Raw genomic sequence first — 24,077 nt, 5'->3', positions numbered from 1 at the left:
ATTAAACCTCGTCCACAGAATGGCCTTTCAGCGCGGTGCGAACAGATTTGTCCATCCGGCGAGCGGCGAATTCCTGGGTTTGTTTGTCTACGTTTTTAATGGCTTGTTCGATAGCGTCAGTGTCATCGCTCTCTGCCACGGCGCGCAGGTGCGCGGCGGCATCGTCGATCACCTGACGTTCTGCGGCGCTTAACAGCGCGGCATCGGCAGCAAGCGCGCCATGCAGGCTTTCCAGCACGCGTGCAGCCTCCACTTTTTGCTCAACCAGCATGCGTGCTTTCACGTCCTGCCCGGCAAAGCTCATGGAATCCTGAATCATTGAGGCGATTTCACCATCGGTCAGACCGTAGGACGGTTTCACCTGAATAGCGGCTTCGACGCCGGTGGATTTTTCCATCGCCGAGACGCTCAGCAGGCCGTCGGCATCCACCTGGAAGGTGACGCGAATGTGCGCGCCGCCTGCCGGTAACGCCGGGATCCCACGCAGCGCAAAACGAGCCAGCGAACGGCAATCCTGCACCAGCTCGCGCTCACCCTGCATGACGTGGATAGACATCGCCGTCTGACCGTCTTTGAAGGTAGTGAACTCCTGCGCGCGCGCCACCGGAATAGTGGTGTTACGCGGGATCACTTTTTCCACCAGACCGCCCATGGTTTCGAGACCAAGGGAGAGCGGGATGACATCCAGCAACAGCATTTCGCTGTCCGGCTTGTTGCCCACCAGAATGTCGGCCTGAATAGCTGCGCCAATGGCGACCACTTTATCCGGGTCGATGGCGGTTAACGGCTGGCGACCAAAGAATTCGCCCACGCGCTCGCGCACCAGTGGCACGCGGGTGGAGCCGCCCACCATCACCACTTCCAGCACATCGTCGGCATCAACAGCGGCATCTTTCAGCGCGCGGCGGCAAGCCAGCAACGTGCGTTTGACGAGAGAAGCAATGAGTTCGTTGAATTGATCGCGGGTGACAGTGCCCGTCCAGCCCGCCACCGTCACAGTGGTTTCATCGGCATCGCTGAGGGCGATTTTCGCGGCAGTTGCGGCATCGAGGAATTCGCGCTCAACGCGGACGTCGCTGCGATCGCTGATCCCTGCCTGCTCGCGCAGGTGATCCGCCAGCAGATGGTCGAAATCGTCGCCGCCGAGCGCGGAATCGCCGCCCGTCGCCAGCACTTCGAACACGCCACGGCTCAGGCGCAGAATGGAGATATCAAAGGTGCCGCCGCCGAGATCGTAAACCGCAATCACCCCTTCCTGGCCTGAATCGAGGCCGTAGGCAATCGCCGCAGCAGTCGGTTCGTTAAGCAGACGCAGCACGTGCAGCCCGGCCAGACGCGCGGCATCTTTGGTGCCCTGGCGCTGCGCATCGTCAAAATAAGCCGGAACGGTGATGACCACGCCGTCCAGCTCGCCATCAAGGGTGGCGGTCGCGCGGGCCGCCAGCGCTTTAAGGATATCGGCGGAGACGCGAATCGGGTTCACGATGCCCGACGTGGTGTGGATCATCGGCAGACCGTTTTCGCTCGCCTGCAACTGGTACGGCAGATGCGGATAACGCGCCTGAATGTCGGCAAGGGAACGGCCCATCATACGTTTGACGGAGCTTATGGTATTGGCAGGATCCTGCGCCGCAGTGGCGCGGGCTTCGTAGCCAACACGGTGCCCGTCCGGCTGGTACTGGACTACCGACGGCAGCAGATGGCGACCGTTGTCGTCGGCCAGCGTTTCCGCCTGACCGCTACGTACGGTAGCCACCAGGGAATTGGTGGTGCCTAAATCGATGCCCGCCGCCAGACGACGCTGGTGTGGCGCAGCACTCAGACCAGGCTCACTAATTTGTAATAAGGCCATAATTGCTTCCGAAATTAAAAATCGAGCAGCTTTTCTTCGAGTTGTTCAGCACTGCTTCGCAGTTTATCGAGAAAGCGGAGTTTGCGCACGGTATCCGCCGCCGCGTCCCACGTCTCGCTATCGAGTTGTTCCACCATCAACTGGTGGCGGGTGTCAAACATGCCCTTCACCCGCTTGATAAACGCCTCAAGACGGCGTTCGTCTTTCGCCTGCTCGATCTCGTCAAGCTCTTCGCGCAGTTCGAGTTGTTCCATCAGAAATGCCGTGTCGCGTACGGTGTGCTGCTCACTCGCCAGATCAAATCCATGCAGGGAGAGCAGATATTCAGCGCGCGACAGCGGGTGGCGCAGCGTCTGCCAGGCCTGATTAATGGTGGCGGATTGCTGCACGGCGGCAAGCTGTTCAGACTGGGAGTGACTGGCGAATTTGTCCGGATGGAACTGGCGTTGCAAATCCTGGAACCGGGTGGAGAGCTGTTGCACGTCGAGCTGGTAGCGGGCTGGCAACCCAAAGAGGGTGAAATAATCCATAACAATCTCAGGGTTAACGTGGTAAAGCGAACCCCACTCACGCAGGCGCGGTGGGGTTATCGGAGCATGCTGTTAAACGTTGAAGCTTTCGCCGCAACCGCACTCATCTTTCACGTTCGGGTTGGTGAATTTAAACCCTTCGTTGAGGCCTTCTTTAACGAAGTCCAGTTGAGTGCCGTTGAGGAATTGCAGGCTTTTGCCATCGATAACAACCTTCACGCCCTTGTCTTCGAACACGGTGTCTTCCGCTGTCGGTTCGTCAACAAACTCCAGCACATAGGCCATGCCTGAACAGCCGGAGGTCCGCACGCCTAAGCGCAGGCCAAAGCCTTTACCACGGTTGGCCAGGAAGGAATTTACTCGTGCTGCAGCACTGTCGCTAAGGGTAATCGACATACAACGACCTCAACTAATTATTTGGCTTCACGTTTGCTTTTGTAATCCGCAATCGCGGCTTTAATCGCGTCTTCTGCCAGAATAGAGCAGTGAATTTTCACCGGCGGCAGTTCCAGTTCGTCTGCGATATCAGTGTTTTTAATCGCCTGCGCTTCGTCCAGGGATTTCCCTTTTACCCACTCGGTCACGAGGGAGCTTGACGCGATAGCGGAACCGCAGCCATAGGTCTTGAAACGCGCGTCTTCAATGATACCTTCATTGTTGACTTTAATCTGCAACTTCATCACATCGCCACAGGCTGGTGCACCCACCATACCGCTGCCGACGTTCTCGTCGCTGTTGTCGAAAGAGCCCACGTTACGTGGATTCTCGTAATGATCGATGACTTTTTCGCTGTATGCCATGATGAATTCTCCTTATCAGATACCGATTAGTGATGTGACCATTCGATCGTGTTCAGATCCACGCCCTGCTTAAACATGTCCCACAGCGGAGACAATTCGCGCAGACGACCGATGGATTTGCGAACCAGTTCGATGGTGTAGTCAATCTCTTCTTCGGTAGTAAAACGACCTAAAGAGAAACGGATAGAGCTATGCGCCAGCTCGTCATTCATGCCCAGCGCGCGCAGCACGTAGGACGGTTCCAGGCTTGCGGAAGTACACGCAGAACCGGAAGAGACAGCCAGATCTTTCAGCGCCATGATCAGCGACTCGCCTTCAACGTAGTTAAAGCTGACGTTGAGAATGTTAGGCGCGCCCTGCTCAAGATCGCCGTTCAGGTACACTTCTTCGATATCGTTGATGCCGTTCCACAGACGGTTACGCAGACCGCGCAGACGCGCCATCTCGGTTTCCATTTCTTCTTTGGCGATGCGGTATGCTTCACCCATGCCAACGATTTGATGCACTGGCAACGTACCGGAACGCATGCCGCGCTCGTGACCGCCGCCGTGCATTTGCGCTTCGATGCGGATACGCGGTTTACGACGCACGTACAGCGCGCCAATACCTTTCGGGCCATAAATTTTGTGACCCGAGAAGGACATCAGGTCAACTTTCAGTTGGCTGAGGTCGATAGGCAGTTTGCCGACGCTCTGGGTTGCATCAACGTGGTAGATGATGCCGCGGGCACGGCACATTTCGCCGATGGTCGCGATATCCTGCACTACGCCGATTTCGTTGTTCACGTGCATGATGGAGACGAGAATGGTGTCGTCACGCATCGCCGCTTCGAGCTCTTTCAGGTCGATGATCCCGTTGCGCTGCGGCGCCAGGTAAGTGACCTCGAAACCTTCGCGCTCCAGCTGGCGACAGGTGTCCAGCACGGCTTTGTGTTCGGTTTTACTGGTGATGATGTGCTTGCCTTTTTTCTGATAGAAGTTGGCAGCGCCTTTGATCGCCAGGTTATCGGATTCGGTCGCGCCGGAGGTGAAAACAATTTCACGCGGATCCGCGCCGACCAGCTCAGCAATCTGATTACGGGCGATATCTACCGCCTCTTCAGCCTGCCAGCCAAAACGGTGAGAACGAGAAGCGGGGTTACCAAAAGTCCCGTCCAGGGTTAAAAACTGCATCATTTTCTCGGCAACACGCGGGTCCACCGGCGTGGTTGCGGAGTAGTCGAGATAAATCGGTAATTTCATTGCTCTTAAACTCCGTACATCACTCAATGCAAGGAACCAGGCAACCGGCTGGATGTACGACCGAGTACACGGGGCGAGTTAACGCCCCGGCCTGATTCTGAAATACTTATCTTTTTATTTACGCGCGCAGTTTAACGTTGATTGAATCCTGCGTGCGGTTGCTGCGTTGGGTTTCTTGCGTCTGCTGGCGGTCGGAGACATCCAGGATTTCCTGATTGTTAACCAGTTCGCCGAGGGTAATATTGTTCAGGAAGCCGGTCAGTCGATCACTCAGATCGCGCCACAGCGCGTGGGTCAGGCACTTATCGCCGCCCTGGCAGCCGCCTTTACCCTGACAACGGGTGGCGTCCACGGATTCATCAACCGCGCTGATGACTTCGCCTACCGCGATGCTGCCAGCGTCTTTACCGAGCAGATAACCGCCGCCGGGTCCACGTACGCTGGACACCAGGCCATTTTTACGTAAACGGGAGAACAGTTGCTCCAGATAGGAAAGTGAAATTCCCTGTCGTTCTGAAATATCTGCCAACGGAACCGGGCCCGCTTCGGAGTTGAGCGCAACGTCCAGCATCGCGGTCACGGCATAACGCCCTTTAGATGTCAGTCTCATGTCTTACTTAACCTCAAACTCGCCCCTGCCCGGGGTTTTTATTAATATGGGGATATTGCATAGCAGGGCCAAGTCTGACATTCCCGAGTAAATTGGTCAACTATTTACCTGACTAATTTAGTCAAGTATTTAGCGTTCCGTGCCGTATTCCGCTTTGCCCGGCGGCGCTATGCTTGCACGGGCCTACAGACGTCACTCTTTTTTATTCTGCTGTTCAATCGACGCCAGAATGCCGCGCAGGATGTTCAGTTCCTGGCTTTCAGGACGTGCGCGCGTAAACAAGCGGCGCAGTTTGTTCATGACCTGCCCTGGATGGCTTTCACGGATAAACCCGGTCGCCAGCAAGGTTTTTTCCAGATGCCCATAAAAGCGTTCGAGATCATCCACGAGGGGATACGGCGTCTCGTCGTGCGACTGCGCAGACTCACCGCTCTCTTGCGTCGCCAGCCAGGCCATCCGGACTTCATAGGCAATCACCTGTACCGCCATCGCCAGATTCAGCGAGCTGTATTCCGGGTTCGCGGCGATAGCGACGTGATAATGGCACTTCTGCAACTCATCGTTGGTCAGGCCAACGCGTTCGCGACCAAACACCAGCGCCACCGGCGCATGCGCCGCTTCGCTGATGCTTTTCAGCCCACATTCTCGCGGGTCGAGCATCGGCCACGGCAGCGTCCGTGAACGCGCGCTGGTTCCGACGACCAGACTACAACCTGCGAGCGCCTCGTCAAGCGTATCGACGATTTGTGCGTTGCCAATCACATCACTGGCGCCTGCCGCCAGGGCGATGGCCTGGGAATCGGGTTTTACAAGGGGGTTGACCAGCCAGAGATTGGTGAGGCCCATCGTCTTCATCGCACGGGCGACGGAACCCATATTGCCGGTGTGAGAGGTTTCAACCAGCACGATTCGAATATTTTGCAGCATTGGTTTTCTTCGATAAAAGATTATTTGCCCATATTATCATAAAGCGGAGACAGATTCCGAATTGGCTGCTATGATATGCGCCGTTTTTCCGTTCTTTAACATCCAGTGAGAGTAACCGATGCATCCGATGCTGAACATCGCCGTACGCGCTGCGCGCAAGGCGGGTAATTTAATTGCCAAGAACTACGAAACCCCGGACGCTGTAGAAGCGAGCCAGAAAGGCAGCAATGATTTCGTGACCAACGTTGATAAATCTGCCGAAGCGCTGATTATCGAGACAATCCGTAAATCCTACCCGCAACACACCATTATCACCGAAGAAAGCGGTGAGCACGCAGGCGAAGATCAGGATGTGCAATGGGTTATTGATCCACTGGATGGCACCACCAACTTCATCAAACGTCTGCCGCACTTCTCAGTTTCCATCGCCGTACGCATTAAAGGCCGTACTGAAGTCGCGGTGGTTTATGATCCGATGCGTAACGAGCTGTTCACCGCCACCCGTGGTCAGGGCGCACAGCTGAACGGTTATCGCCTGCGCGGCAGCACTGCCCGCGATCTGGATGGCACGATTCTGGCGACCGGCTTCCCGTTCAAAGCCAAACAGCACGCCCCCGCTTATATCAACATCGTCGGTAAACTGTTCACTGAATGTGCGGATTTCCGTCGCACCGGTTCTGCTGCGCTGGATCTGGCTTACGTCGCTGCCGGTCGTGTTGACGGTTTCTTTGAAATTGGTCTGCGTCCGTGGGATTTCGCCGCTGGCGAACTGCTGGTGCGTGAAGCGGGCGGCATCGTCAGCGATTTCACCGGCGGCCACAACTACATGACCACCGGCAACATCGTCGCAGGCAATCCGCGTGTGGTGAAAGCGATGCTGGCGAATATGCGTGAAGAATTAAGCGAGGCGCTGAAGCGCTAATCGCTCTGCCCGGCGACGTTCTGTTCGCCGGGCTTCCCCTCCTGGCACGGCAAAATTCTGTGAACTGCGTCTGCAATCCTTGCGCAAACCCCGGCGGCTGCGCTTTCGTCTGTCGATCCTTTAGCTATTCTTATCAAAAACCCTAACTGGAATCTGACAGATGATGAGTGAGATTGATGCACCATCTGCGCTTTCCAGTCCGCAGCGCCGCTGCCAGACGCTGCTGATGTTATCTCTTCCGGGGCAGGAAATTACCCATCAATACATCAGCAATGTGAATAATGTAGATGGCGACACCGCCAGACTGGATATCGCTGACATTAACAATGAGCTACAGCGCTACCATCGGCTCACCATCGTCACACATCATGACGGCTGCTACCGGATTGAAGGCACCCCACTCGATCAGCGCCTGTGTCTGCTGCACTGGCTGCGCCGTGCGCTGCGTTTATGCCCGGCGTTTATCAGCCATCACTACACGCCTGCACTGAAATCGCAGTTGAAGCTGGCGGGCATCGCCCGGACGTTATACGACGACACCAATTTGCAGGCGCTGATCAACCGTTGCGCACGCGGTCTGCACCGGCAGTTTGAATGCCGGGACCTGCATTTCCTGCGGCTTTATCTGCAATACTGTCTGCTGCAGCATCACCACGGGCTGACGCCCTCCTTCAACGCCGCGCAGCAGAACTGGACCGAGGCACGCATTGAGCATCAGGTGGCGGAAGAGATTGTTCGCCACTGGCAACGCCGCATTCACCAGCTTCCCCATGAAGATGAGCACCGCTTCCTGACGCTGCTGTTTATGATGCTCCGCACGCCTGATCCGGTACACGACGGGCATCTGCATGACCGCCGCCTGCAACTGGCGATCTCGCGGTTGATCGAACGCTTTCAGGGAATGACCGGTCGCGAATTCAGCGATGAACAGGGGCTGCGTGATCAGCTCTATATCCATCTCTCGCAGGCGCTGAACCGCTCGATTTTTAGCATAGGCATTGATAACAGCCTGCCGGAAGAGATTAACTATCTTTACCCGCGTCTGATGCGTACTACGCGGATTGCGCTGCATGAGTTTGAAGAGGATTTCGGCATTCGCTTTACCGAAGAGGAATCGGGGCTGGTGGCGGTGATTTTTGGTGCCTGGTTGATGCAGGAGAGCGAGCTGCACGAAAAGCAGGTGCTGCTGCTCACCGATGACAATCCGAATCTGGAAAATGAATTAGAACGGCAGTTGCGCGAGCTGACCCTGCTGCCGATCAACATCAAAAACCAGTCCGTCAGAGATTTCCAGAAAGAGGGCGCGCCCAAGGGCGTGGCGCTGGTAGTCACGCCGTACGCCGTGACACTGCCGCTGTTTTCGCCGCCGCTGATCCATGCCCGTGATCTGCTCAGCGAGCATCAGCGGCAGCAAATCTGCAAAATGCTGGAGACTTAATTCACCGCCTTCGGGCGTACAACCAGCGCCGGTACGGCGACCAGCGCCATCACCCAGAATACGCCCTGGTGCAGATGCTGATAAAGGAACCCGGCGAAAACGGTCATGACCGCGATGCTGCCGCCCATGGCAACCGCAGAGTACACTGCCTGCAGACGGATGACTTCGCTGCCCTGCCGCGCAGCAATATAGCGCATGGCCGCCAGATGGCAGACGGTGAAAGTGCCGCAGTGGAGGATTTGCGCGACGATCAACCACGGCAGCGCCGTCGTCCAGCCCATCAGGCTCCAGCGCACGATGCCGCACACCGCTGAAAGCAGCAGCAGATCCCGCGCGCTGAAACGGCGGAACACTTTTTTGCTCAACGCAAAGATGATCACCTCAGCGACAACACCCAGTGACCAGAGATACCCCACCGCCGACGCAGAATAGCCCGCCCCCTGCCAGTAAATGGCGCTGAATCCGTAATAAGCCGCGTGCGCGCCCTGTAACAGACAGACGCAGGCGAGGAACCGCCAGCTCTGCACCACCAGCGTACGCCAGGCCGGCCAGCCCGCGGCCTCCTGATGGCGGGCTTCGCCCTGTGGCAGCACTGACGGGCGCAGCAGCATGCCGAGCAGCATCGAGGCGATACCGAGGCTAATCAGCACCAGAATCGCCCGGTAATCAAACAGACTCACCAGTTTACCAGTCAGCGCCGAACCGATGACAAAGGCGACCGATCCCCACAGCCGCACCCGGCCATAATCCATGGTGATCTGTTTTTGCCAGGTATTCGCCAGCGCATCAGTGAGCGGCACCAGCGGCGAGAAAAAAAGGTTAAAACCAATCATCACCACCATCAGCCATGCCACATTTTGCCCGGCCCAGAACGCCAGTACAAACAACAGAGCGAGCAGTGCCAGCACGCGCAGCGCGGTAATAAGCCGTGAAGGATCGCTGACGCGGGGCGCAATCAGCAGGCTGCCGAGAAAACGGGCAATCAGCCCTGCCCCCAGCAAAATGCCGATGGTTTCCGGCGTCAGGCCCGTTCCCTTGAGCCAGACACTCCAGAAAGGCAGAAAAATACCGTAACTGAAAAAATAGGTGAAATAGCTGAGCGCCAGCCAGCGCGTGGAGTGCAAGACCATGATCCCTCCCGAAATGGTGGCGATAGTCTGGCGATAAACCCCGGCGGGCGCAAGCTTCCGGTTAACGGTGGGTTAACCTGATTCTGGCGACGTAGTGACCACAATTGACATGCCGAAGCGGGTTTCGTCACCTTTCTGCAGCAACACCAGCCCGGGCTGACCCGGCTGGCGGTGGGCGTTGATCGGGTGGCTCTGGGGTTCAAGACAGAGGAATGACTGACCCGACATCCTGAACAGCATCAGCCACGGAGTTTGCGCGAAAAGCGTGACACACATCACATCATTATCGATCTGCGCTCGTCCGCTCCAGCCGGAATAGCAGACGTTCAGCCATTCATCGCGCCCATACGTCGGGTGGCTGAAATCGGCGGCCTCCGGCAACTGTGGCTGCCATGCCTGCGGCAGATGCTGCTCCCCTTCCGGCCAGTAGCCGCTGGCGCTGAACTGCACGCGACTACGGGCGTTAAAATGAAACCAGGGATGAAACCCCAGCCCGTAAAGCATCGGCGTTGCGCCGCAGTGGGTCAGGTGTAATGTCGCATGCAGCACGTTGTCCTGAAGCTGATAACGCAAACGCGCCAGATAATCAAAACCGCAGGGATGCTGGCTGCGCAGTTGTAGTTCGCAACCGCTATCGGTCTGCGTCACCACCTGCCAGCGTTTCAGCCAGCCGTCGCCGTGAAGGTAAAAATCGGCATCCACCGGGCTCTGCGGCAGCGCTATCTCCCGACCCTGTAGCCAGAACCGGTTTTCCGCCACCCGGTTCGCCAGCGGCAGCATCGGAAACAGCGCGGCGGGATTTGCGGCGTCGTACAGCACCGGGCGCTGAAACGTCAGTGAAAAGAGCTGTTTCAGCGCACCGCCCTGCGGATCAATGCGCATCCGCAGATGCGCATTTTCCAGTTGCAGAACCCCGCTCATCAGCGCATTGACTCCGGATTCGCGCCTGCCGGGTGTTTCTGGTGCAGTTGCGCCAGTTGAGCTTCCAGCGCCTCCAGCGTCACACCTTTGGTTTCCGGGACATTACGCAGAATATAGAAATACCCCGCCGCACAGATAACCCCGTAGAGCAGGAAACTGCCCGCCGCGCCGAGACTGGCGTTCAGCAGCGGGAAGGTGTAGGTCAACAGGAAACAGGCAATCCACAGCGCCAGCGTGCCGAGCGACATCGCCAGACCGCGCACGCGGGTCGGGAAGATTTCTGACAGCAGCACCCAGGTCACCGGCGCCAGGGTCAGCGCGTAGATGGCGATCGCCGCGAGCACCAGTACCAGCACCGGCCAACCCATCACGCCCATGGCGTAAGCGCCGGCAATCAGCACGTAGATGACGGTCAGGCCGGACGCGCCGAGCAGCATCAGCTTGCGGCGGCCCAGTTTATCCACCAGCGGCAGCGCAGCAATGGTAAAGACGAGGTTGATGATCCCGGTCGCCACAATGGATTTCAGTGTGCCGTTGATATCAAACCCGGCGGAGGCAAAAATCTCCTGCGCGTAGTTAAAGATGACGTTAATCCCGCACCACTGCTGGAACACCGCCAGCACCATACCGATAATGACGATGGGTTTGATTTGCGGCTGCAACAGGGTGGAATACGAGACCTTATGATTGTCCTGTTGCAGGGTCTGGGCGATATCCTGCAACGTCTGTGCCGCATAACCTTTCGAGCCAATACGCTCCAGCATCGTTCTGGCACGCTCTGGTTTTCCGGCTTTCATCAGCCAGCGCGGCGATTCCGGGACAAAGAACATCAACACCAGGAATGCCAGTGCCGGAACCAGCTCCGCGCCAAACATCCAGCGCCAGCCCATCTGCCCGTTCCAGGTGTCGACCAGCATCTGCTGCGTCGCCCCACCTGGAACCGGATCGGCGATGATCAGGTTGATAAGCTGCGCCGCCAGCACGCCAATCACAATGGTCAACTGGTTCACGGCGACAAAGCGTCCACGTTTTTCCGCCGGGCTCACTTCCGCGATATACAGCGGACTGAGCGCGGACGCAAGACCGATACCGACACCGCCCACAATGCGGTAAATCACGAACATATCGAAACTGGTGGCGAGCGCGGTTCCCAGCGCCGAGGCGCTGAACAGAATAGCCGACAGGATCAGCGGCAGGCGACGCCCCAGTTTATCGGCACACCAGCCGGAAATCAGTGCGCCGAAGACGCAACCAGCCAGCGCGGAACTCATCGCCCAGCCCGACTGTGCCGGATCGGTGATGGAGAACCACGCCTCGTAAAATGGCTTCGCCCCGCCAATCACCACCCAGTCATAACCAAACAGCAATCCACCGCAGGCCGCGACCAGACAAATCGTCCAGACGTAGCCCATATTCAGTTGTGTCTGCGTATTGTTCATAAAAGTGCCTCTGTTGAGAGTGACGCAAAAATGCCGCACATCAGCGCATGGCGCAGCAGATGCGCTTTGTCATGAGCCGGGTTGAGTGTTAACAGACTTGCCATCGTCGCGTTGCAGGCGGTGAAATCACCTTCGCCGAGTTGCCCGAGCGCCGCGATGAACAGGCAGTGCTCGCGATGGTGATGAGATGGCGGCGTATCCAGCACCACCAGATCCGGCAACGATACGGCGAAAAAATCGGCTTCCGGGATGGTGTCCTGATGCGCCGCAACCCACTTCGCGAAGGCCTGGAAATGCCGCGCCGCTTCTGCTGTGCGACCGAGCGCCCGCATCGCCATGCCCTGCCAGAAGAGATAATCCGCGGGCTGATCGTTGTAATAGCGACCGGCATTGAGGCTGGAATCCCCCCGCGATGCCTGGCGGTAATGCGCCTGCGCCTGCTCATGATTGCCAAGCTTTGCCGCGCAGTAACCGAGCAGATACCAGATGTCGTTGTCGGTCTGCCCCGGCAGTCGCCCTTCGCCCAGATTGTGCGGGTAACGTAACGCGGCGGTTAACAGCCCCTGCGCCTCGCTGTACTGCCCTGCCGCGATGGCCATCAGCGCCCGGTGCTGCTGATTGAGCAGATACTGGCCGGTGACTTTGCCTTCACCCCCTTCCCACGGGTGAAACTCGCGCTCCTGCAATACCTGCGCCGCTGCGTCGTAGTGACCACTGCTGTTCCACAGGCTCAGCAACTCGGCGGTGAGATCATCGCGGCGCAGCACAACCGCCTGCCGTGCTTCAAGTCGGGAAAGCCGTTGCGCCACCGCTTCACCCAGTTGCTTGTTGAGGAAATCGAGTTCAAACAGGAAGCGGGCGTTCTCCGGCTCCAGGTCAACCGCCCGTTGCAGCGCGGCCAGTGCCTGCTGTGCATCCTGTTGCTTGTTCCAGGCGTAGATCCCCAGCAGACGGTACGCTGGCGCGAAATCCGGTCGCTGTTGCAGTGTTGCCTGCCAGCAGGTCACCGCCGGGGCATAACGCCGCTTGCTGTACCAGAAACAGCCCAGCAAATAACTGGCGAAAGGCGCGTCGCCGAGCGATTGCAGCATCTGTACTTCGTCGAGGGTATTGGGGAAACGGACATGGCGCGCATGCTGCGTTTCGGCGGTAGCGATAAGCCGCTGGCGGGCCGCAGGATCGGCCGTCAGCGAGGCCAGCCATAACAGCGGCAGCGCCTCCTGGCAGTCAAGGCTCTGCAACATCTCGCGGGCGGCATCGTTCTGCCCCAGAGACGTTAACCACCCCGCCAGCAGACAGGCGTTCGCCCCGCGCTGCCCGGTGACCTGACGCAACGTTCTCAGCGACGCCGTATCACGCAGGATCATCCAACGGACATAATGAAGCGGATAGTTCAGCGGGTAACGTTCCAGGCATTCACTGATGTACACCAGCGCGTCGGCATCGCCCTGTTGATGCGACAATGCCAGCGCCTTCAGCCCCATCGCCAGCAGGTTGCTGCCGTTGAATTGCAGGCTGAGATCGACATGCGCCAGCGCATCCTGCCAGTTGCCTGTTTTCGCCGCGAGACGCGCCAGCGACCACCAGGCCGCATCACGGCAGTTGCCGCTCCAGCTTGCTTTGAAATAGTGCTCGCGAGCGTCAGCCTCCTCGCCCTGACGCTCCAGCGCGCTGCCGAGCAGCATACTGGCTTCGCCGTCGCGCGGGTTTTTGTTCAGCCGGTGCGCTCTCGCCAGCGCGGCGCGGGCGCACTGTTCCGCCTGCGGCCAGTCGGCGCTGTTAAGCGCCAGCGTGCCCAGCGCGACGTTATTACGATAATCCTGGGGATCCAGTTCCAGCGCCCGGCGGTAATAATCCGCGGCAAAACGGCTGGCGTGGTTGTACTGCTCCAGATGCTGACCAATAAAGTACAGTTCATCGCTGTTGGTAATCTCCTGTGGCTGTGCGGGAGCGCGGGCTGGATCCGGCAGCGGAGTCTCTTCGGCGATATGTTCCTGATAGCTGAGCAGCATCTGGCCTGTGGCAGAACGAACCGTCAAAGTTAAGCGTTGCGAAAAACGGTCGGTCATCGTCTCCAGCCAGCTGTTGCCCGGCTGTAGCGACAGTGTGGTTTCCCACAACGACGCGCCGTCAGCGCTCAGTTCAACGACCACATCCTGCAACGGCGCAACGGCGTAAATCCCCAGCGTCAGTTGACCGTTTTCCCTTTCCAGTTTCAGCGCCAGAGAGGTGCTGGCGTTCTGCACCGTCGCCAGTTCGCTGTACGGCAGGAAGTTCTGCACAAACACTTTTTCTTCGTAAGGCGCAAGCCAGGTGAAATCGGGCTGGTTGTCGGTGAACACGCCCGTCATCAGTTCGATGTACGGACCGTTGCGATCAGTGAGATTGCGATCCCACGCCTGGCCGAAATCGTCATAGCCCCACGTCCACTGCTTTTTGCCCGGTGAAATATGGTGATCGGCAACGTGCAGCAGGCCGCCGCGCTCGCCGTGGTGATAGGCACCGACAAAATCGTAATCCGATTTTTCCGCCATGTAAGAGGTCGGCACCGGGACGTTTTTGTAGCGGGAGATATCGACGCCCGCCGAGTAATCCACTTTGTAGTAGGTGCCAGTGGCAATCGGGAACGCGGAGACGTCGCGCTTGCCGTGGTCAAACACCGCTGTGACATCCGGAGGAAAGACGCTCTGGTGATCGTCGCCGCCCTTCACTGCCGGATTCGCCCACCACAGGAAATGGCGCGGCGTGGCGTTGCCGTTGAAGACTTTGCCGGTAATTTCAATCAGCGCCCGATCGGGATACAGCGTGAAGCCGGTCATCACCTGCAAACCACGCATCGGCTCCGCTTCGCCCATCCAGACCGTTTGTGCGCCATCCTCTGACGCCTGAAGAGTGAAATCGACCGGCATGAAGGTAGTCGGACGGTGATGCTGCGGCCAGTTAAATTCGATACCGCCAGAGATCCACGGCCCCAGCAGCCCCACCAGCGCCGGTTTCACCACCTCGTTGTAATAGACAAAATCGCGCTGTTTGACTTTGTCGAAGGCGCGATGGATGCGCCCGCCGAGTTCCGGCAACAGCAGCACGCGGATGAAGTCGTTTTCCATCCACACCGCCTGATAGTCGCGCATTTCACGCTGGCCGGTCAGGGTATCGATCACGCCATACGGGTATACCGCCCCCGATGATCCCTGGTAGACGCGCTTTTCAAGAAACATCGGGTTCGTGTCTTCCGCCCCGGTCGTCCATGTGGGAAGTGAAAGCGTCTCCTGCCACACCTTTACTGAACCGTACATGCTGTTCTCCACTAAATGAAGTAAAGTAAAACCAAACATTGTGGGGAGTGTAGTGGGCGGTATCGTACATAAAGCAGTCAACGCTCACGCATTACAGTTAAGGGAGTTAAGTGTATGTTGCGATCCGGTTTCAATAATGCACGCGTCCGCGAGGCTAACAAGACTATTTTTCTGGCGCATCTGTGGCGGGAAAAACAGCTCAGCAAGTCACGGCTGGCACAGCTCACCGGGCTGTCGATTCCGGCGGTGAGCAACATTTTGCAGGAACTGCTGGATGAGGGAAAAATCAGCCATTCAACGGAAAAGCTGAGCGCCCGCGGTCTGAACAGCGGTAGCTATCAAATCCCGCTCAACGGTTCGTGGACGCTGTGCATGAACATCACACCTACCAGCATTGACAGTCAGCTGGCCGATGCCCGTTTGTTGCCGGTTGGCGAGCCGGGCCATCAGTCGTTCGACGCGCAAACCCCGCAAATACTGCTGAACCATATTGCTGAACACTGGCGCCAGTACCGGCTGTGCTTCCCGGATCAGCGGATCAACCTGGCGCTGGGGGTTCACGGGCAGGTCGATCCGGTCACCGGGGTGTCGCAGACCATGCCGCAGGCGCACTGGAAAACGCCGGTGGAGATGAAATATCTGCTGGAAGAGCGACTTGGAGTGCAGGTGCGTATGGATAACGACTGCGCCATGCTGGCGCTGGCGGAAAAATGGCAGAATCCGGCGGGATTACAGGATTTCTGCGTCATCAACGTCGATTACGGCATCGGCTCCTCGTTCGTGATTGGCGATAAGATCTGGCGCGGCAGCCTGTACGGCAGCGGTCAGATCGGCCATACCATTGTTAATCCTGATGGCGCCGCCTGCGACTGTGGCCGCTACGGTTGTCTGGAAACTATCGCCTCCCTCAGCGCGCTGAAAAAGCAGGCGCGGATCTGGCTGAAAACCCAGCCTGACAGCACGCTAAACCCGGATGCGCTCACCACGGCGGCGTTGATTGAAGCCTGGCGCAAAGGCGACGTGCGCATTCAGGCATGGGTGGAACACGCCGCCAGCGCCATTGGTCTCAGCCTGTATAACTTCCTCAACATTCTCAATATTAATCAGATCTGGCTGTATGGCCGTAGCTGCGCGTTCGGTGATCGCTGGCTGAACACCATCGTCCGGCAGACCGGGTTCAACCCTTTCGATCACGGTGACAGCCCGCAAGCGAAAGCGACACAAATCAGCTTCGGCAGGCTCAGTCGCGCTCAGCAAATTCTTGGGATTGGCTATCTGTATGTGGAATCGCAGCTGAATGAAGACGGCTGATAAGCGCGCACAACTGCCGTTTTTCCTGTCTCGATTCAGTTCACAAACTGGAAACATTTTTTACGATCAATTCTGCCGAAATGGAGGAAAAATCGCCTACCCCTGAACATAAATGATACAATTTTGTTAATTTTAAGTTTAATTAAGAGGTTTTATTAACATTTAAAACCCCACACCACATAAGATGAATGTTAAAAATAACTAAATTTTAACCTTAAATTATCCATATATTTACAATTTTGGGCATTAATCACATTCCTGAAAACTATAATTCATTCCCTCTTCCCTTCGTTGATAACCTCCTGTCCGTGACATGCCTCTGTCTCCCCAAAAGGTACAACTATGAAATTCAAACTCGCATTACTCAGTGCAACTCTGGTTTCTGCTTGCATGTTGTCCGGTCCTTCCTTTGCGGCGGAAAAATATGAAATCGCGGTGGTGGCGAAAGTCACCGGCATTCCGTGGTTCAACCGCATGGAAACAGGTGTTAGCGAAGCGGCTAAAAAATTGGATGTCAACGCGTATCAGACTGGCCCGTCAACGCCCGATCCTGCACAACAGGTGAAGGTGATTGAAGATCTGATCGCCAAAAATGTGAACGCGATTATCGTGGTGCCGAACGACGCCAAAGTGCTGGAGCCGGTGCTGAAAAAAGCCCGTGATAAAGGCATTGTCGTGCTGACCCATGAATCGCCTGACCAGCAGATCGGTCAGTGGGATATTGAAACCATCGACAGCGAGAAATACGCGCAGGCTAACATCGATGAGCTGGCGAAAGACATGGGTGGTAAAGGCGGGTATGCCATTTACGTGGGTTCTTTAACCGTGCCGTTGCATAACGCATGGGCGGACTCCGCCATCAAATATCAGAAAGAAAAATACCCGGATATGTTTGAAGTCACTTCGCGTCTGCCGGTAGCGGAAAGCATTGATAAGTCCTACGCCACCACGCTTGATCTGATGAAAACCTATCCGCAAATGAAAGGGATCATCGGTTTCGGTTCGCTCGGCCCGATTGGTGCAGGCCAGGCGGTACAGAAAAAACGCGCGAAAGATAAAGTGGCGGTGGTAGGTATTGCCATGCCTGGTCAGGCGGCGCCTTACCTGATGCGCGGCGATATCAAAAAAGCACTGCTGTGGGATCCGCGTGATGCCGGTTATGCGCTGGTAACGGTGGCTGATCAGTTGCTGCAGGGCAAAGCCGTCACCCAGGATCTGACCATCGATGGCTTAGGGAAAGCCGACGTCGACATGGACAAGAAAGTGATCCGCTTTAACAAGATCCTCGAAGTCACCAAAGACAACGCACAATCACTCGGTTTCTGAGGCATTCTGCCCGCACCAGGGAACCCTAACGCCGGCCGTCTGGCCGGCAATTATCACCCGGATTTACATTAGCGCCCTGCGGGGCGCTTGCAGGGGCATTGTCATGACAGACACCACCGCATTTATCACTCTTGAGAATATCAGCAAGCAATTCCCGGGCGTGCTGGCGCTGGATAACGTGAGCCTGACGCTGAATAAAGGCGAAGTTCACTGTCTGGCAGGACAGAACGGCTGTGGTAAAAGCACGATCATCAAAGTGATCTCCGGAGTGTATCACCCGGAAAAAGGAGCGCAGATATTACTCGACGGCAAACTGTTTCATCAGCTGACGCCGTCGCTGTCCGCTCATTATGGTATTCAGGTCATCTATCAGGACCTGTCGTTATTCCCCAATTTCAGCGTGGCGGAGAATATCGCCGTCAACCGCTATCTGCCGGGCGGCGATATCTGGGTCCGCCGCGGTGCGATGAAAAAACAGGCGCTGACCGCGATGCAGCGTATTGGTGTGCGCCTCGATCCCGATAAAAAAGTCGAAAAACTGTCGATTGCCGACCGCCAACTGGTGGCCATCTGCCGCGCTATCGCCGCCGATGCCCGGCTGGTGATTATGGATGAACCCACCGCCTCCCTCACCCGTCAGGAAGTTAACGGCCTGCTGCGGGTGGTCAACGAACTGAAAGCCGCCGGGATTTGCGTGGTGTTTGTCAGCCATCGTCTGGATGAGGTGATGGAAGTGGCAGACCGTATCAGCGTGATGCGCGACGGCAAGTTAGTCGGTACGTTTCCGGCGCAGGAACTCGACAGCCACGAGCTGGCTTTCCTGATGACCGGGCAGCGTTTTCATTACAGCCCGCTGCCTGAGAAACCGCCGGTCGAGCAGGAACCGATGCTGGAACTGCGCAATCTCAGCCGCAAAGGCAAATACCACAACATTAATCTCTCACTGCGTAGCGGCGAAATCGTGTCGATTGTCGGCCTGCTGGGCGCCGGGCGCACCGAACTGTGCCTGAGCCTTTTCGGCATGACCCACCCGGACAGCGGCGAAATCCGCATCAACGGTAAACCGGTCACGCTTCGCAATAACCAGGACGCAATAAAACATGGCATTGGCTACGTGTCGGAAGACAGGCTGACGCAGGGGCTTATTATGGAGCAGTCGATCTACGACAACACCATTGTCACGGTGTTCGACAAACTCCACACCCGTAGCGGTCTGCTCGACCACCAGAAAGCGCAGACGCTGGTCAACGATTTGATTCGCGAGCTGAATATAAAAGTCTCTGATCCCCAACTGCCGGTGAAAACCCTCTCTGGTGGCAACGCGCAACGCATCGCCATCGCAAAATGGGTGGCGACCAACCCGCGGATCCTTATTCTCGACTCCCCTACCGTCGGCGTGGATATCGCCAACAAAGAGGGGATCTATCAGATAGCCCGTAACCTGGCGGAACAGGGAATGGCGGTGCTGATGATTTGTGATGAGATCCAGGAAGCCAGGTATAACAGCCACCGTGTGCTGGTGATGCGCCGCGGTGAACTGGTGGCGGAATTTAATCCTCATCGTTGCCGCGAAGAAGAAATTGCTGAGGTGGTCAATGAATAACGCACGTCTTTCGCACCTGTTGGGACACCACGAATTCTGGCTGGGCCTGCTGGTAGTGGCGCTGGCCGTGGGGCTGAGCATCAGTACCGATGAGTTTCTGTCGCTGGGCAACCTGACGGACGTTGCCACCAGCTACGCTATTCTCGGCATCCTCGCCTGTGGGCTGTTCGTGGTGCTGATTTCCGGCGGTATTGATATCTCATTCCCGGCGATGACCGCCATTGCCCAGTATGTGATGGCCAGTTGGGTGATCGCCCATGGCGGCAACTTCGCGCTGGCGCTGCTGATTTCTGTTGCCGTCGGCCTGTTACTGGGGTTGATCAACGGCTTCCTGGTCTACTGGCTGCGCGTGCCGGCGATCATCATTACCATCGCCACGCTCAACGTCTATTACGGGCTGCTGGTCTACGCCACTAAAGGCACCTGGCTGTACGGCTTCCCGGACTGGTTTATGAACGGCATCAACTGGTTTTCCTTCACCGCCGCGGATGGCTATGACTACGGTCTGACGCTGCCCCTGCTGTGCCTGGCGGGCGTTATTCTGTTTACCGCGGTGCTGATGAACTCTACCCGTCTCGGGCGGCAGATTTACGCGATGGGCGGCAACCGTGACGCGGCGTCGCGCCTCGGGCTGAATCTGCTGAAACTGCATTTTTATGTCTACGGCTATATGGGGATCCTCGCCGGGATCGCCGCCGTGGTGCAGGCGCAAATCACCCAGTCTGTTGCCCCCAACTCGCTGCTCGGGTTTGAGCTGACGGTACTGGCGGCGGTGGTGCTGGGCGGCACCAGCATGAGCGGCGGACGCGGCACGCTCATCGGTACACTGCTCGGGGTGATCCTGCTGGCTTTTTTGCAGAACGGTCTGACGCTGCTCGGCGTCTCCTCTTACTGGCACACCGTCTTTAGCGGCGCCATTATCCTGGTCAGCATCAGCGCCACGGCCTGGAATGAAAAACGCAAACTCGCAAGGGAGCTTTGAGATGAAAGCGTTCGCAAGACTCTTACCCGGTGATGCCATCATCCGCCTGCAGTGCGTGATCATTATTGTGGTGGCAGTGGTCTTTTCCCTGCTGCTCGGCGGTCGCTTTTTCAGCATCGCCAATTTCCAGTCCATCAGCTCGCAATTACCGATTCTGGGCATGCTGGCGCTGGGGATGGGCATCACCATGCTGACCGGGGGAATTAACCTGTCGATCATCGCCAGCGCCAACGCCTGTTCACTGGCGATGGCTGCGGTGATTGTCAGCCATCCGGATAACCCGCTGTTTGTGGTGCTGGCGCTGCTGGCGGGCCTGCTGGTGGCGGTGGCTATCGGTACGCTGAACGGTGCGCTCATCGCCTGGGTTGGTGTCTCGCCGATCCTCGCCACACTCGGCACCATGACGCTGATTTCCGGGCTCAATATTTTGCTCTCCAACGGAACGGTGATTTCCGGTTTCCCGGCGGTGATCCAGTTTTTCGGTAACGCCATGGTGCTGGGGATCCCCGTTGCGCTGCTGCTGTTTATTCTGGTCGCGGTGCTGCTGTGGGTATTGCTTGAGCACACCACGCTTGGCCGCAGCCTGTACCTCGTGGGCTCGAACGAACAGGCCACCCGCTACAGCGGCGTGAACACCATCCGGGTACAAATTTCGGTGTATGTCATCTCCGCACTGCTGGGCTGGGCGGCGGCCATTCTGATGATGGCGAAGTTCAACTCCGCCAAAGCGGGTTACGGCGAATCTTACCTGCTGGTGACCATTCTGGCTTCCGTGCTGGGCGGCATTAACCCGGACGGCGGCTTCGGCCGGGTGATTGGTCTGGTGCTGGCGCTGGTGGTGCTGCAAATGCTGGAGAGTGGCTTTAATTTGCTGGGGATCAGCAGTTATCTGACGATGGCGCTCTGGGGCGCTGTGCTGATCCTCTTTATCGCATTACAGAATCGTAAAGCCTGATTTCAGGAGAAGAATAATGGCGAGTTACTTCATTGGTGTGGATGTAGGTACCGGAAGCGCCCGCGCAGGCGTGTTTGACCTGAACGGCAGAATGGTAGGACAAGCGAGCCGGGCCATTGAGATTTATCGCCCGCAGGCTGATTTCGTTGAACAATCCTCGGACAATATCTGGCAGGCGGTCTGTAACGCGGTGCGCGATGCGGTCAATCAGGCCGATATCAACCCGATTCAGGTCAAAGGATTAGGCTTCGATGCCACTTGTTCGCTGGTGGTACTGGATAAAGAAGGCAAGCCGCTGACCATCAGCCCTTCCGGGCGCAGCGAGCAGAATATCATTGTGTGGATGGATCACCGCGCCATTTCCCAGGCTGATCGCATCAACGCCCTGCACCACCGGGTGCTGGATTACGTCGGCGGGATTATTTCCCCGGAAATGCAGACGCCAAAACTGCTGTGGCTGAAACAGCATATGCCGAACACCTGGGCGAATGCCGGGTACTATTTTGACCTGCCGGATTTCCTGACCTGGCGCGCTACCAACGACGACACGCGGTCGCTGTGCTCGACTGTCTGTAAGTGGACCTATATGGGCCACGAAGACAAATGGGACGCCAGCTATTTCCGCGAGATTGGGCTGGAAGATTTGCTGGAGCATGATGCGGAAAAAATTGGCCGCTATGTGAAGACCATGGGCGAGCCACTCGGACATGGCCTGACGCAACGTGCCGCCAGCGAGATGGGGCTCATCCCCGGTACGGCGGTCAGCGTGTCGATTATTGATGCGCATGCCGGCACACTCGGTACGCTGGGGGCCAGTGGCGTGTCGGGCGATGTGGCAGATTTCGACCGCCGCATCGCGCTGATTGGCGGCACCTCAACGGGGCATATGGCTATTTCCCGGCAACCACGGTTTATTGGCGGTGTCTGGGGTCCCTACTATTCGGCCGTGCTGCCGGATTACTGGCTCAACGAAGGCGGACAGTCGGCGACCGGCGCGCTTATCGATCATATTATTCAGTCACACCCTTGCTATGAAACACTGCTGGCGCAGGCTAAAACCCAGGGACATACCATTTACGAAGCACTGAACGCGCTGCTGCGTAAGATGGCCGGTGAGCCGGAGAACATCGCCTTCCTGACCCGCGATATTCACATCCTGCCCTACTTCCACGGCAACCGCTCACCGCGCGCCAACCCGACACTGACAGGCGCAATGACCGGTCTTAAGCTGTCGCGCACCCCGGAGGATATGGCGCTGCATTATCTGGCGACCATTCAGGCCATCGCCCTCGGCACGCGGCATATCATCGAAACCATGAATCAGAGCGGTTATGCCATTGATACCATCATGGCGAGCGGCGGCGGCACCAAGAACCCCATCTTTGTGCAGGAGCATGCGAATGCGACCGGCTGCGCCATGTTATTGCCGGAAGAGAGCGAAGCCATGCTGCTCGGCGGCGCGATGATGGGCACGGTGGCGGCGGGTGTCTTCGACACCTTCCCGGAAGCAATGTCGGCGATGAGTCGCATCGGCAAAACGGTAACGCCGCAGACCAACCGCATCAAACAGTATTACGACCGTAAATATCAGGTGTTTCACGAGATGTATCAGGATCACATGAAATACCGCCAGCTGATGCAGGAGGACGCATGAGCAGCCCATGGCAACAGGCCACCGATACGTGGAAACTCTACAGTGACGCGCTGGCCGGGTTGGGTCAGCATCTGAACGAGACGGTCTGGCAGCAACTGATGGCGGAACTGCGCGGCTGCAAAGGCAAAATCGTGGTCACCGGCGTCGGCACGTCCGGCATTGCGGCGCGCAAAATTGCCCATATGTTCGCCTGCGTCGAGCGCCCGGCAGTCTACCTGAGCGCCACCGATGCCGCTCATGGCGATCTCGGTTTTCTGCGGGCGGACGATCTGGTGATTATGCTCTCCCGCGGCGGCAACTCCGACGAGCTGACCCGCCTGCTGCCGGGGCTGGCGAGCCGTAATGTTCCGGTGATTAGCGTGACGGAAAACCCGGCGTCGGCGATAGCGCAGGCCTCGCGGCTGGTGATCTCCACTGGCGTGCGGCGCGAAGCGGATCCCCTCGACATGCTGGCAACGACGTCTATTGTGCTGGTACTGGCGATTTTCGACGCCGCCTGCGTCTGCCTGATGAACGAGAGCGGCTATTCGAAGGAGACTCTGCTGGCGGTCCATCCGGGAGGTGATGTGGGGCTGACGTTGCGTCAGGAGCAGTAATTTTCACCAGCGGGTGGCATGGCAGAGCAGGAAAATGTGTATTACGTTTAAATCACACCTGTTAAGAGGGAACTGTCATGCAATCGCTTCGCTATTTTGAGTTTGGTCAGTCACGTCATCTGTTGCTGTTGATTGCCCGCATCGCCATCGTGCTGCTGTTCATCATTTTCGGTTATCCGAAAATGCTCGGTTTCAGTGGTACCGTGCAGTATATGGCGAGCTCCGGTGCGCCGTTGCCCACGCTGTCGGCGATTGTCGCGATCATTATGGAAGTCCCGGCGGCGATCCTTATCGTGCTCGGCTTTTTCACCCGTCCGCTGGCGGTGCTTTTCATTATTTATACGCTGGGAACGGCGTTGATTGGTCACCACTACTGGAATATGAGCGGCGACGCCGTGGTGCCGAATATGATTAACTTCTATAAAAACGTGAGCATCGCAGGCGCGTTTATCCTGCTGGCGATCACCGGGCCGGGGGCGATTTCCCTCGACCGACGCTAGAAACAGAAAAGGCCGCTAACGCGGCCTTTTTTATGGAAGCGGGA

21 protein-coding genes are annotated in these 24,077 nt (G+C 57.3%); 10 read left to right on the top strand and 11 right to left on the bottom strand.

From position 1 onward, the window contains the following. Position 1 precedes the first annotated feature (1 nt). The 7 genes from hscA to trmJ form a co-directional block, all read right to left on the bottom strand. The gene (gene hscA, locus QMG90_RS06580; RefSeq protein ID WP_283283076.1) at positions 2-1,852 is read right to left on the bottom strand and encodes a Fe-S protein assembly chaperone HscA; all 1,851 of its coding nucleotides are present in this window, start codon (positions 1,850-1,852) and stop codon (positions 2-4) included. Positions 1,853-1,866: 14 nt separating this feature from the next. Next, positions 1,867-2,382 (bottom strand): co-chaperone HscB, encoded by a 516-nt coding sequence (gene hscB / locus QMG90_RS06575; protein ID WP_283283075.1) that lies wholly within the window; start codon positions 2,380-2,382, stop codon positions 1,867-1,869. A 72-nt stretch (positions 2,383-2,454) separates the two neighbouring features. Next, positions 2,455-2,778 carry an iron-sulfur cluster assembly protein IscA gene (iscA, locus tag QMG90_RS06570; RefSeq protein WP_038157083.1) on the bottom strand — a complete coding sequence of 108 codons (324 nt, stop codon included), beginning with the start codon at positions 2,776-2,778 and terminating at the stop codon, positions 2,455-2,457. Between the two features lie 17 nt (positions 2,779-2,795). Next, positions 2,796-3,182 (bottom strand): Fe-S cluster assembly scaffold IscU, encoded by a 387-nt coding sequence (gene iscU, locus QMG90_RS06565; protein ID WP_002913991.1) that lies wholly within the window; start codon positions 3,180-3,182, stop codon positions 2,796-2,798. A 26-nt stretch (positions 3,183-3,208) separates the two neighbouring features. Beyond that, on the bottom strand, positions 3,209-4,423 hold the full coding sequence (gene iscS, locus QMG90_RS06560; RefSeq protein ID WP_038157086.1) for a cysteine desulfurase: 1,215 nt from the start codon (positions 4,421-4,423) through the stop codon (positions 3,209-3,211). A 118-nt stretch (positions 4,424-4,541) separates the two neighbouring features. Then, positions 4,542-5,033, bottom strand: coding sequence for a Fe-S cluster assembly transcriptional regulator IscR (gene iscR / locus QMG90_RS06555; protein ID WP_283283074.1), 492 nt, complete (start codon positions 5,031-5,033; stop codon positions 4,542-4,544). Between the two features lie 192 nt (positions 5,034-5,225). After that, positions 5,226-5,960, bottom strand: a complete 735-nt coding sequence (gene trmJ / locus QMG90_RS06550) for a tRNA (cytosine(32)/uridine(32)-2'-O)-methyltransferase TrmJ (RefSeq protein WP_283283073.1) — start codon at positions 5,958-5,960, stop codon at positions 5,226-5,228. Between the two features lie 118 nt (positions 5,961-6,078). Here trmJ and suhB point away from each other — a divergent pair, with 118 nt between their 5' ends. Together suhB and csiE are read left to right on the top strand one after the other, a co-directional pair. Then, the gene (suhB, locus tag QMG90_RS06545) at positions 6,079-6,882 is read left to right on the top strand and encodes an inositol-1-monophosphatase (protein ID WP_283283072.1); all 804 of its coding nucleotides are present in this window, start codon (positions 6,079-6,081) and stop codon (positions 6,880-6,882) included. 160 nt (positions 6,883-7,042) lie between these two features. After that, positions 7,043-8,320 (top strand): stationary phase inducible protein CsiE, encoded by a 1,278-nt coding sequence (gene csiE, locus QMG90_RS06540; protein ID WP_283283071.1) that lies wholly within the window; start codon positions 7,043-7,045, stop codon positions 8,318-8,320. Here csiE and QMG90_RS06535 read toward each other — a convergent pair. The 4 genes from QMG90_RS06535 to QMG90_RS06520 all read right to left on the bottom strand — a co-directional run bounded on the left by QMG90_RS06535 (position 8,317) and on the right by QMG90_RS06520 (position 15,106). Further along, complete coding sequence (locus QMG90_RS06535; protein WP_283283070.1) at positions 8,317-9,450, bottom strand: 3-phenylpropionate MFS transporter; 1,134 nt, start codon at positions 9,448-9,450, stop codon at positions 8,317-8,319. The genes csiE and QMG90_RS06535 overlap by 4 nt on opposite strands. Positions 9,451-9,522: 72 nt before the next feature. Next, on the bottom strand, positions 9,523-10,371 hold the full coding sequence (locus QMG90_RS06530) for an aldose 1-epimerase (RefSeq protein ID WP_283283069.1): 849 nt from the start codon (positions 10,369-10,371) through the stop codon (positions 9,523-9,525). Further along, the gene (locus tag QMG90_RS06525) at positions 10,371-11,810 is read right to left on the bottom strand and encodes a sugar porter family MFS transporter (RefSeq protein ID WP_283283068.1); all 1,440 of its coding nucleotides are present in this window, start codon (positions 11,808-11,810) and stop codon (positions 10,371-10,373) included. The genes QMG90_RS06530 and QMG90_RS06525 overlap by 1 nt, the downstream gene beginning before the upstream one ends. Next, the gene (locus tag QMG90_RS06520) at positions 11,807-15,106 is read right to left on the bottom strand and encodes a DUF5107 domain-containing protein (protein WP_283283067.1); all 3,300 of its coding nucleotides are present in this window, start codon (positions 15,104-15,106) and stop codon (positions 11,807-11,809) included. Before QMG90_RS06520 ends, QMG90_RS06525 begins: the two co-directional genes overlap by 4 nt. Before the next feature lie 114 nt (positions 15,107-15,220). Here QMG90_RS06520 and QMG90_RS06515 point away from each other — a divergent pair, with 114 nt between their 5' ends. From QMG90_RS06515 to QMG90_RS06480, 8 genes are all read left to right on the top strand, one after another. Beyond that, a complete protein-coding gene (locus QMG90_RS06515; RefSeq protein WP_283283066.1) occupies positions 15,221-16,417 on the top strand; it encodes an ROK family transcriptional regulator in 1,197 nt (398 codons plus the stop codon). Positions 16,418-16,759: 342 nt separating this feature from the next. Continuing rightward, complete coding sequence (locus tag QMG90_RS06510; protein WP_283283065.1) at positions 16,760-17,743, top strand: autoinducer 2 ABC transporter substrate-binding protein; 984 nt, start codon at positions 16,760-16,762, stop codon at positions 17,741-17,743. Positions 17,744-17,846: 103 nt separating this feature from the next. Next, positions 17,847-19,346: a sugar ABC transporter ATP-binding protein gene (locus QMG90_RS06505; RefSeq protein ID WP_283283064.1), complete on the top strand. Its 1,500-nt coding sequence runs from the start codon at positions 17,847-17,849 to the stop codon at positions 19,344-19,346. Then, positions 19,339-20,328: an ABC transporter permease gene (locus tag QMG90_RS06500; RefSeq protein ID WP_283283063.1), complete on the top strand. Its 990-nt coding sequence runs from the start codon at positions 19,339-19,341 to the stop codon at positions 20,326-20,328. The genes QMG90_RS06505 and QMG90_RS06500 overlap by 8 nt, the downstream gene beginning before the upstream one ends. A gap of 1 nt (position 20,329) precedes the next feature. Next, positions 20,330-21,283, top strand: coding sequence for an ABC transporter permease (locus QMG90_RS06495; protein WP_283283062.1), 954 nt, complete (start codon positions 20,330-20,332; stop codon positions 21,281-21,283). Positions 21,284-21,299: 16 nt separating this feature from the next. After that, the gene (locus QMG90_RS06490; RefSeq protein ID WP_283283061.1) at positions 21,300-22,937 is read left to right on the top strand and encodes an FGGY-family carbohydrate kinase; all 1,638 of its coding nucleotides are present in this window, start codon (positions 21,300-21,302) and stop codon (positions 22,935-22,937) included. Continuing rightward, positions 22,934-23,533 carry a KpsF/GutQ family sugar-phosphate isomerase gene (locus QMG90_RS06485; protein WP_283283060.1) on the top strand — a complete coding sequence of 200 codons (600 nt, stop codon included), beginning with the start codon at positions 22,934-22,936 and terminating at the stop codon, positions 23,531-23,533. The genes QMG90_RS06490 and QMG90_RS06485 overlap by 4 nt, the downstream gene beginning before the upstream one ends. A 77-nt stretch (positions 23,534-23,610) precedes the next feature. Next, positions 23,611-24,033: a DoxX family protein gene (locus QMG90_RS06480; RefSeq protein ID WP_283283059.1), complete on the top strand. Its 423-nt coding sequence runs from the start codon at positions 23,611-23,613 to the stop codon at positions 24,031-24,033. Positions 24,034-24,077: the final 44 nt, after the last annotated feature.

Origin of the sequence: Trabulsiella odontotermitis, from assembly GCF_030053895.1 — a bacterium.
GTDB lineage: Bacteria > Pseudomonadota > Gammaproteobacteria > Enterobacterales > Enterobacteriaceae > Trabulsiella > Trabulsiella odontotermitis_C.
The sequence above is the reverse complement of the archived record's forward strand: the minus strand, read 5'-3'. Positions and strand labels throughout refer to the sequence as shown.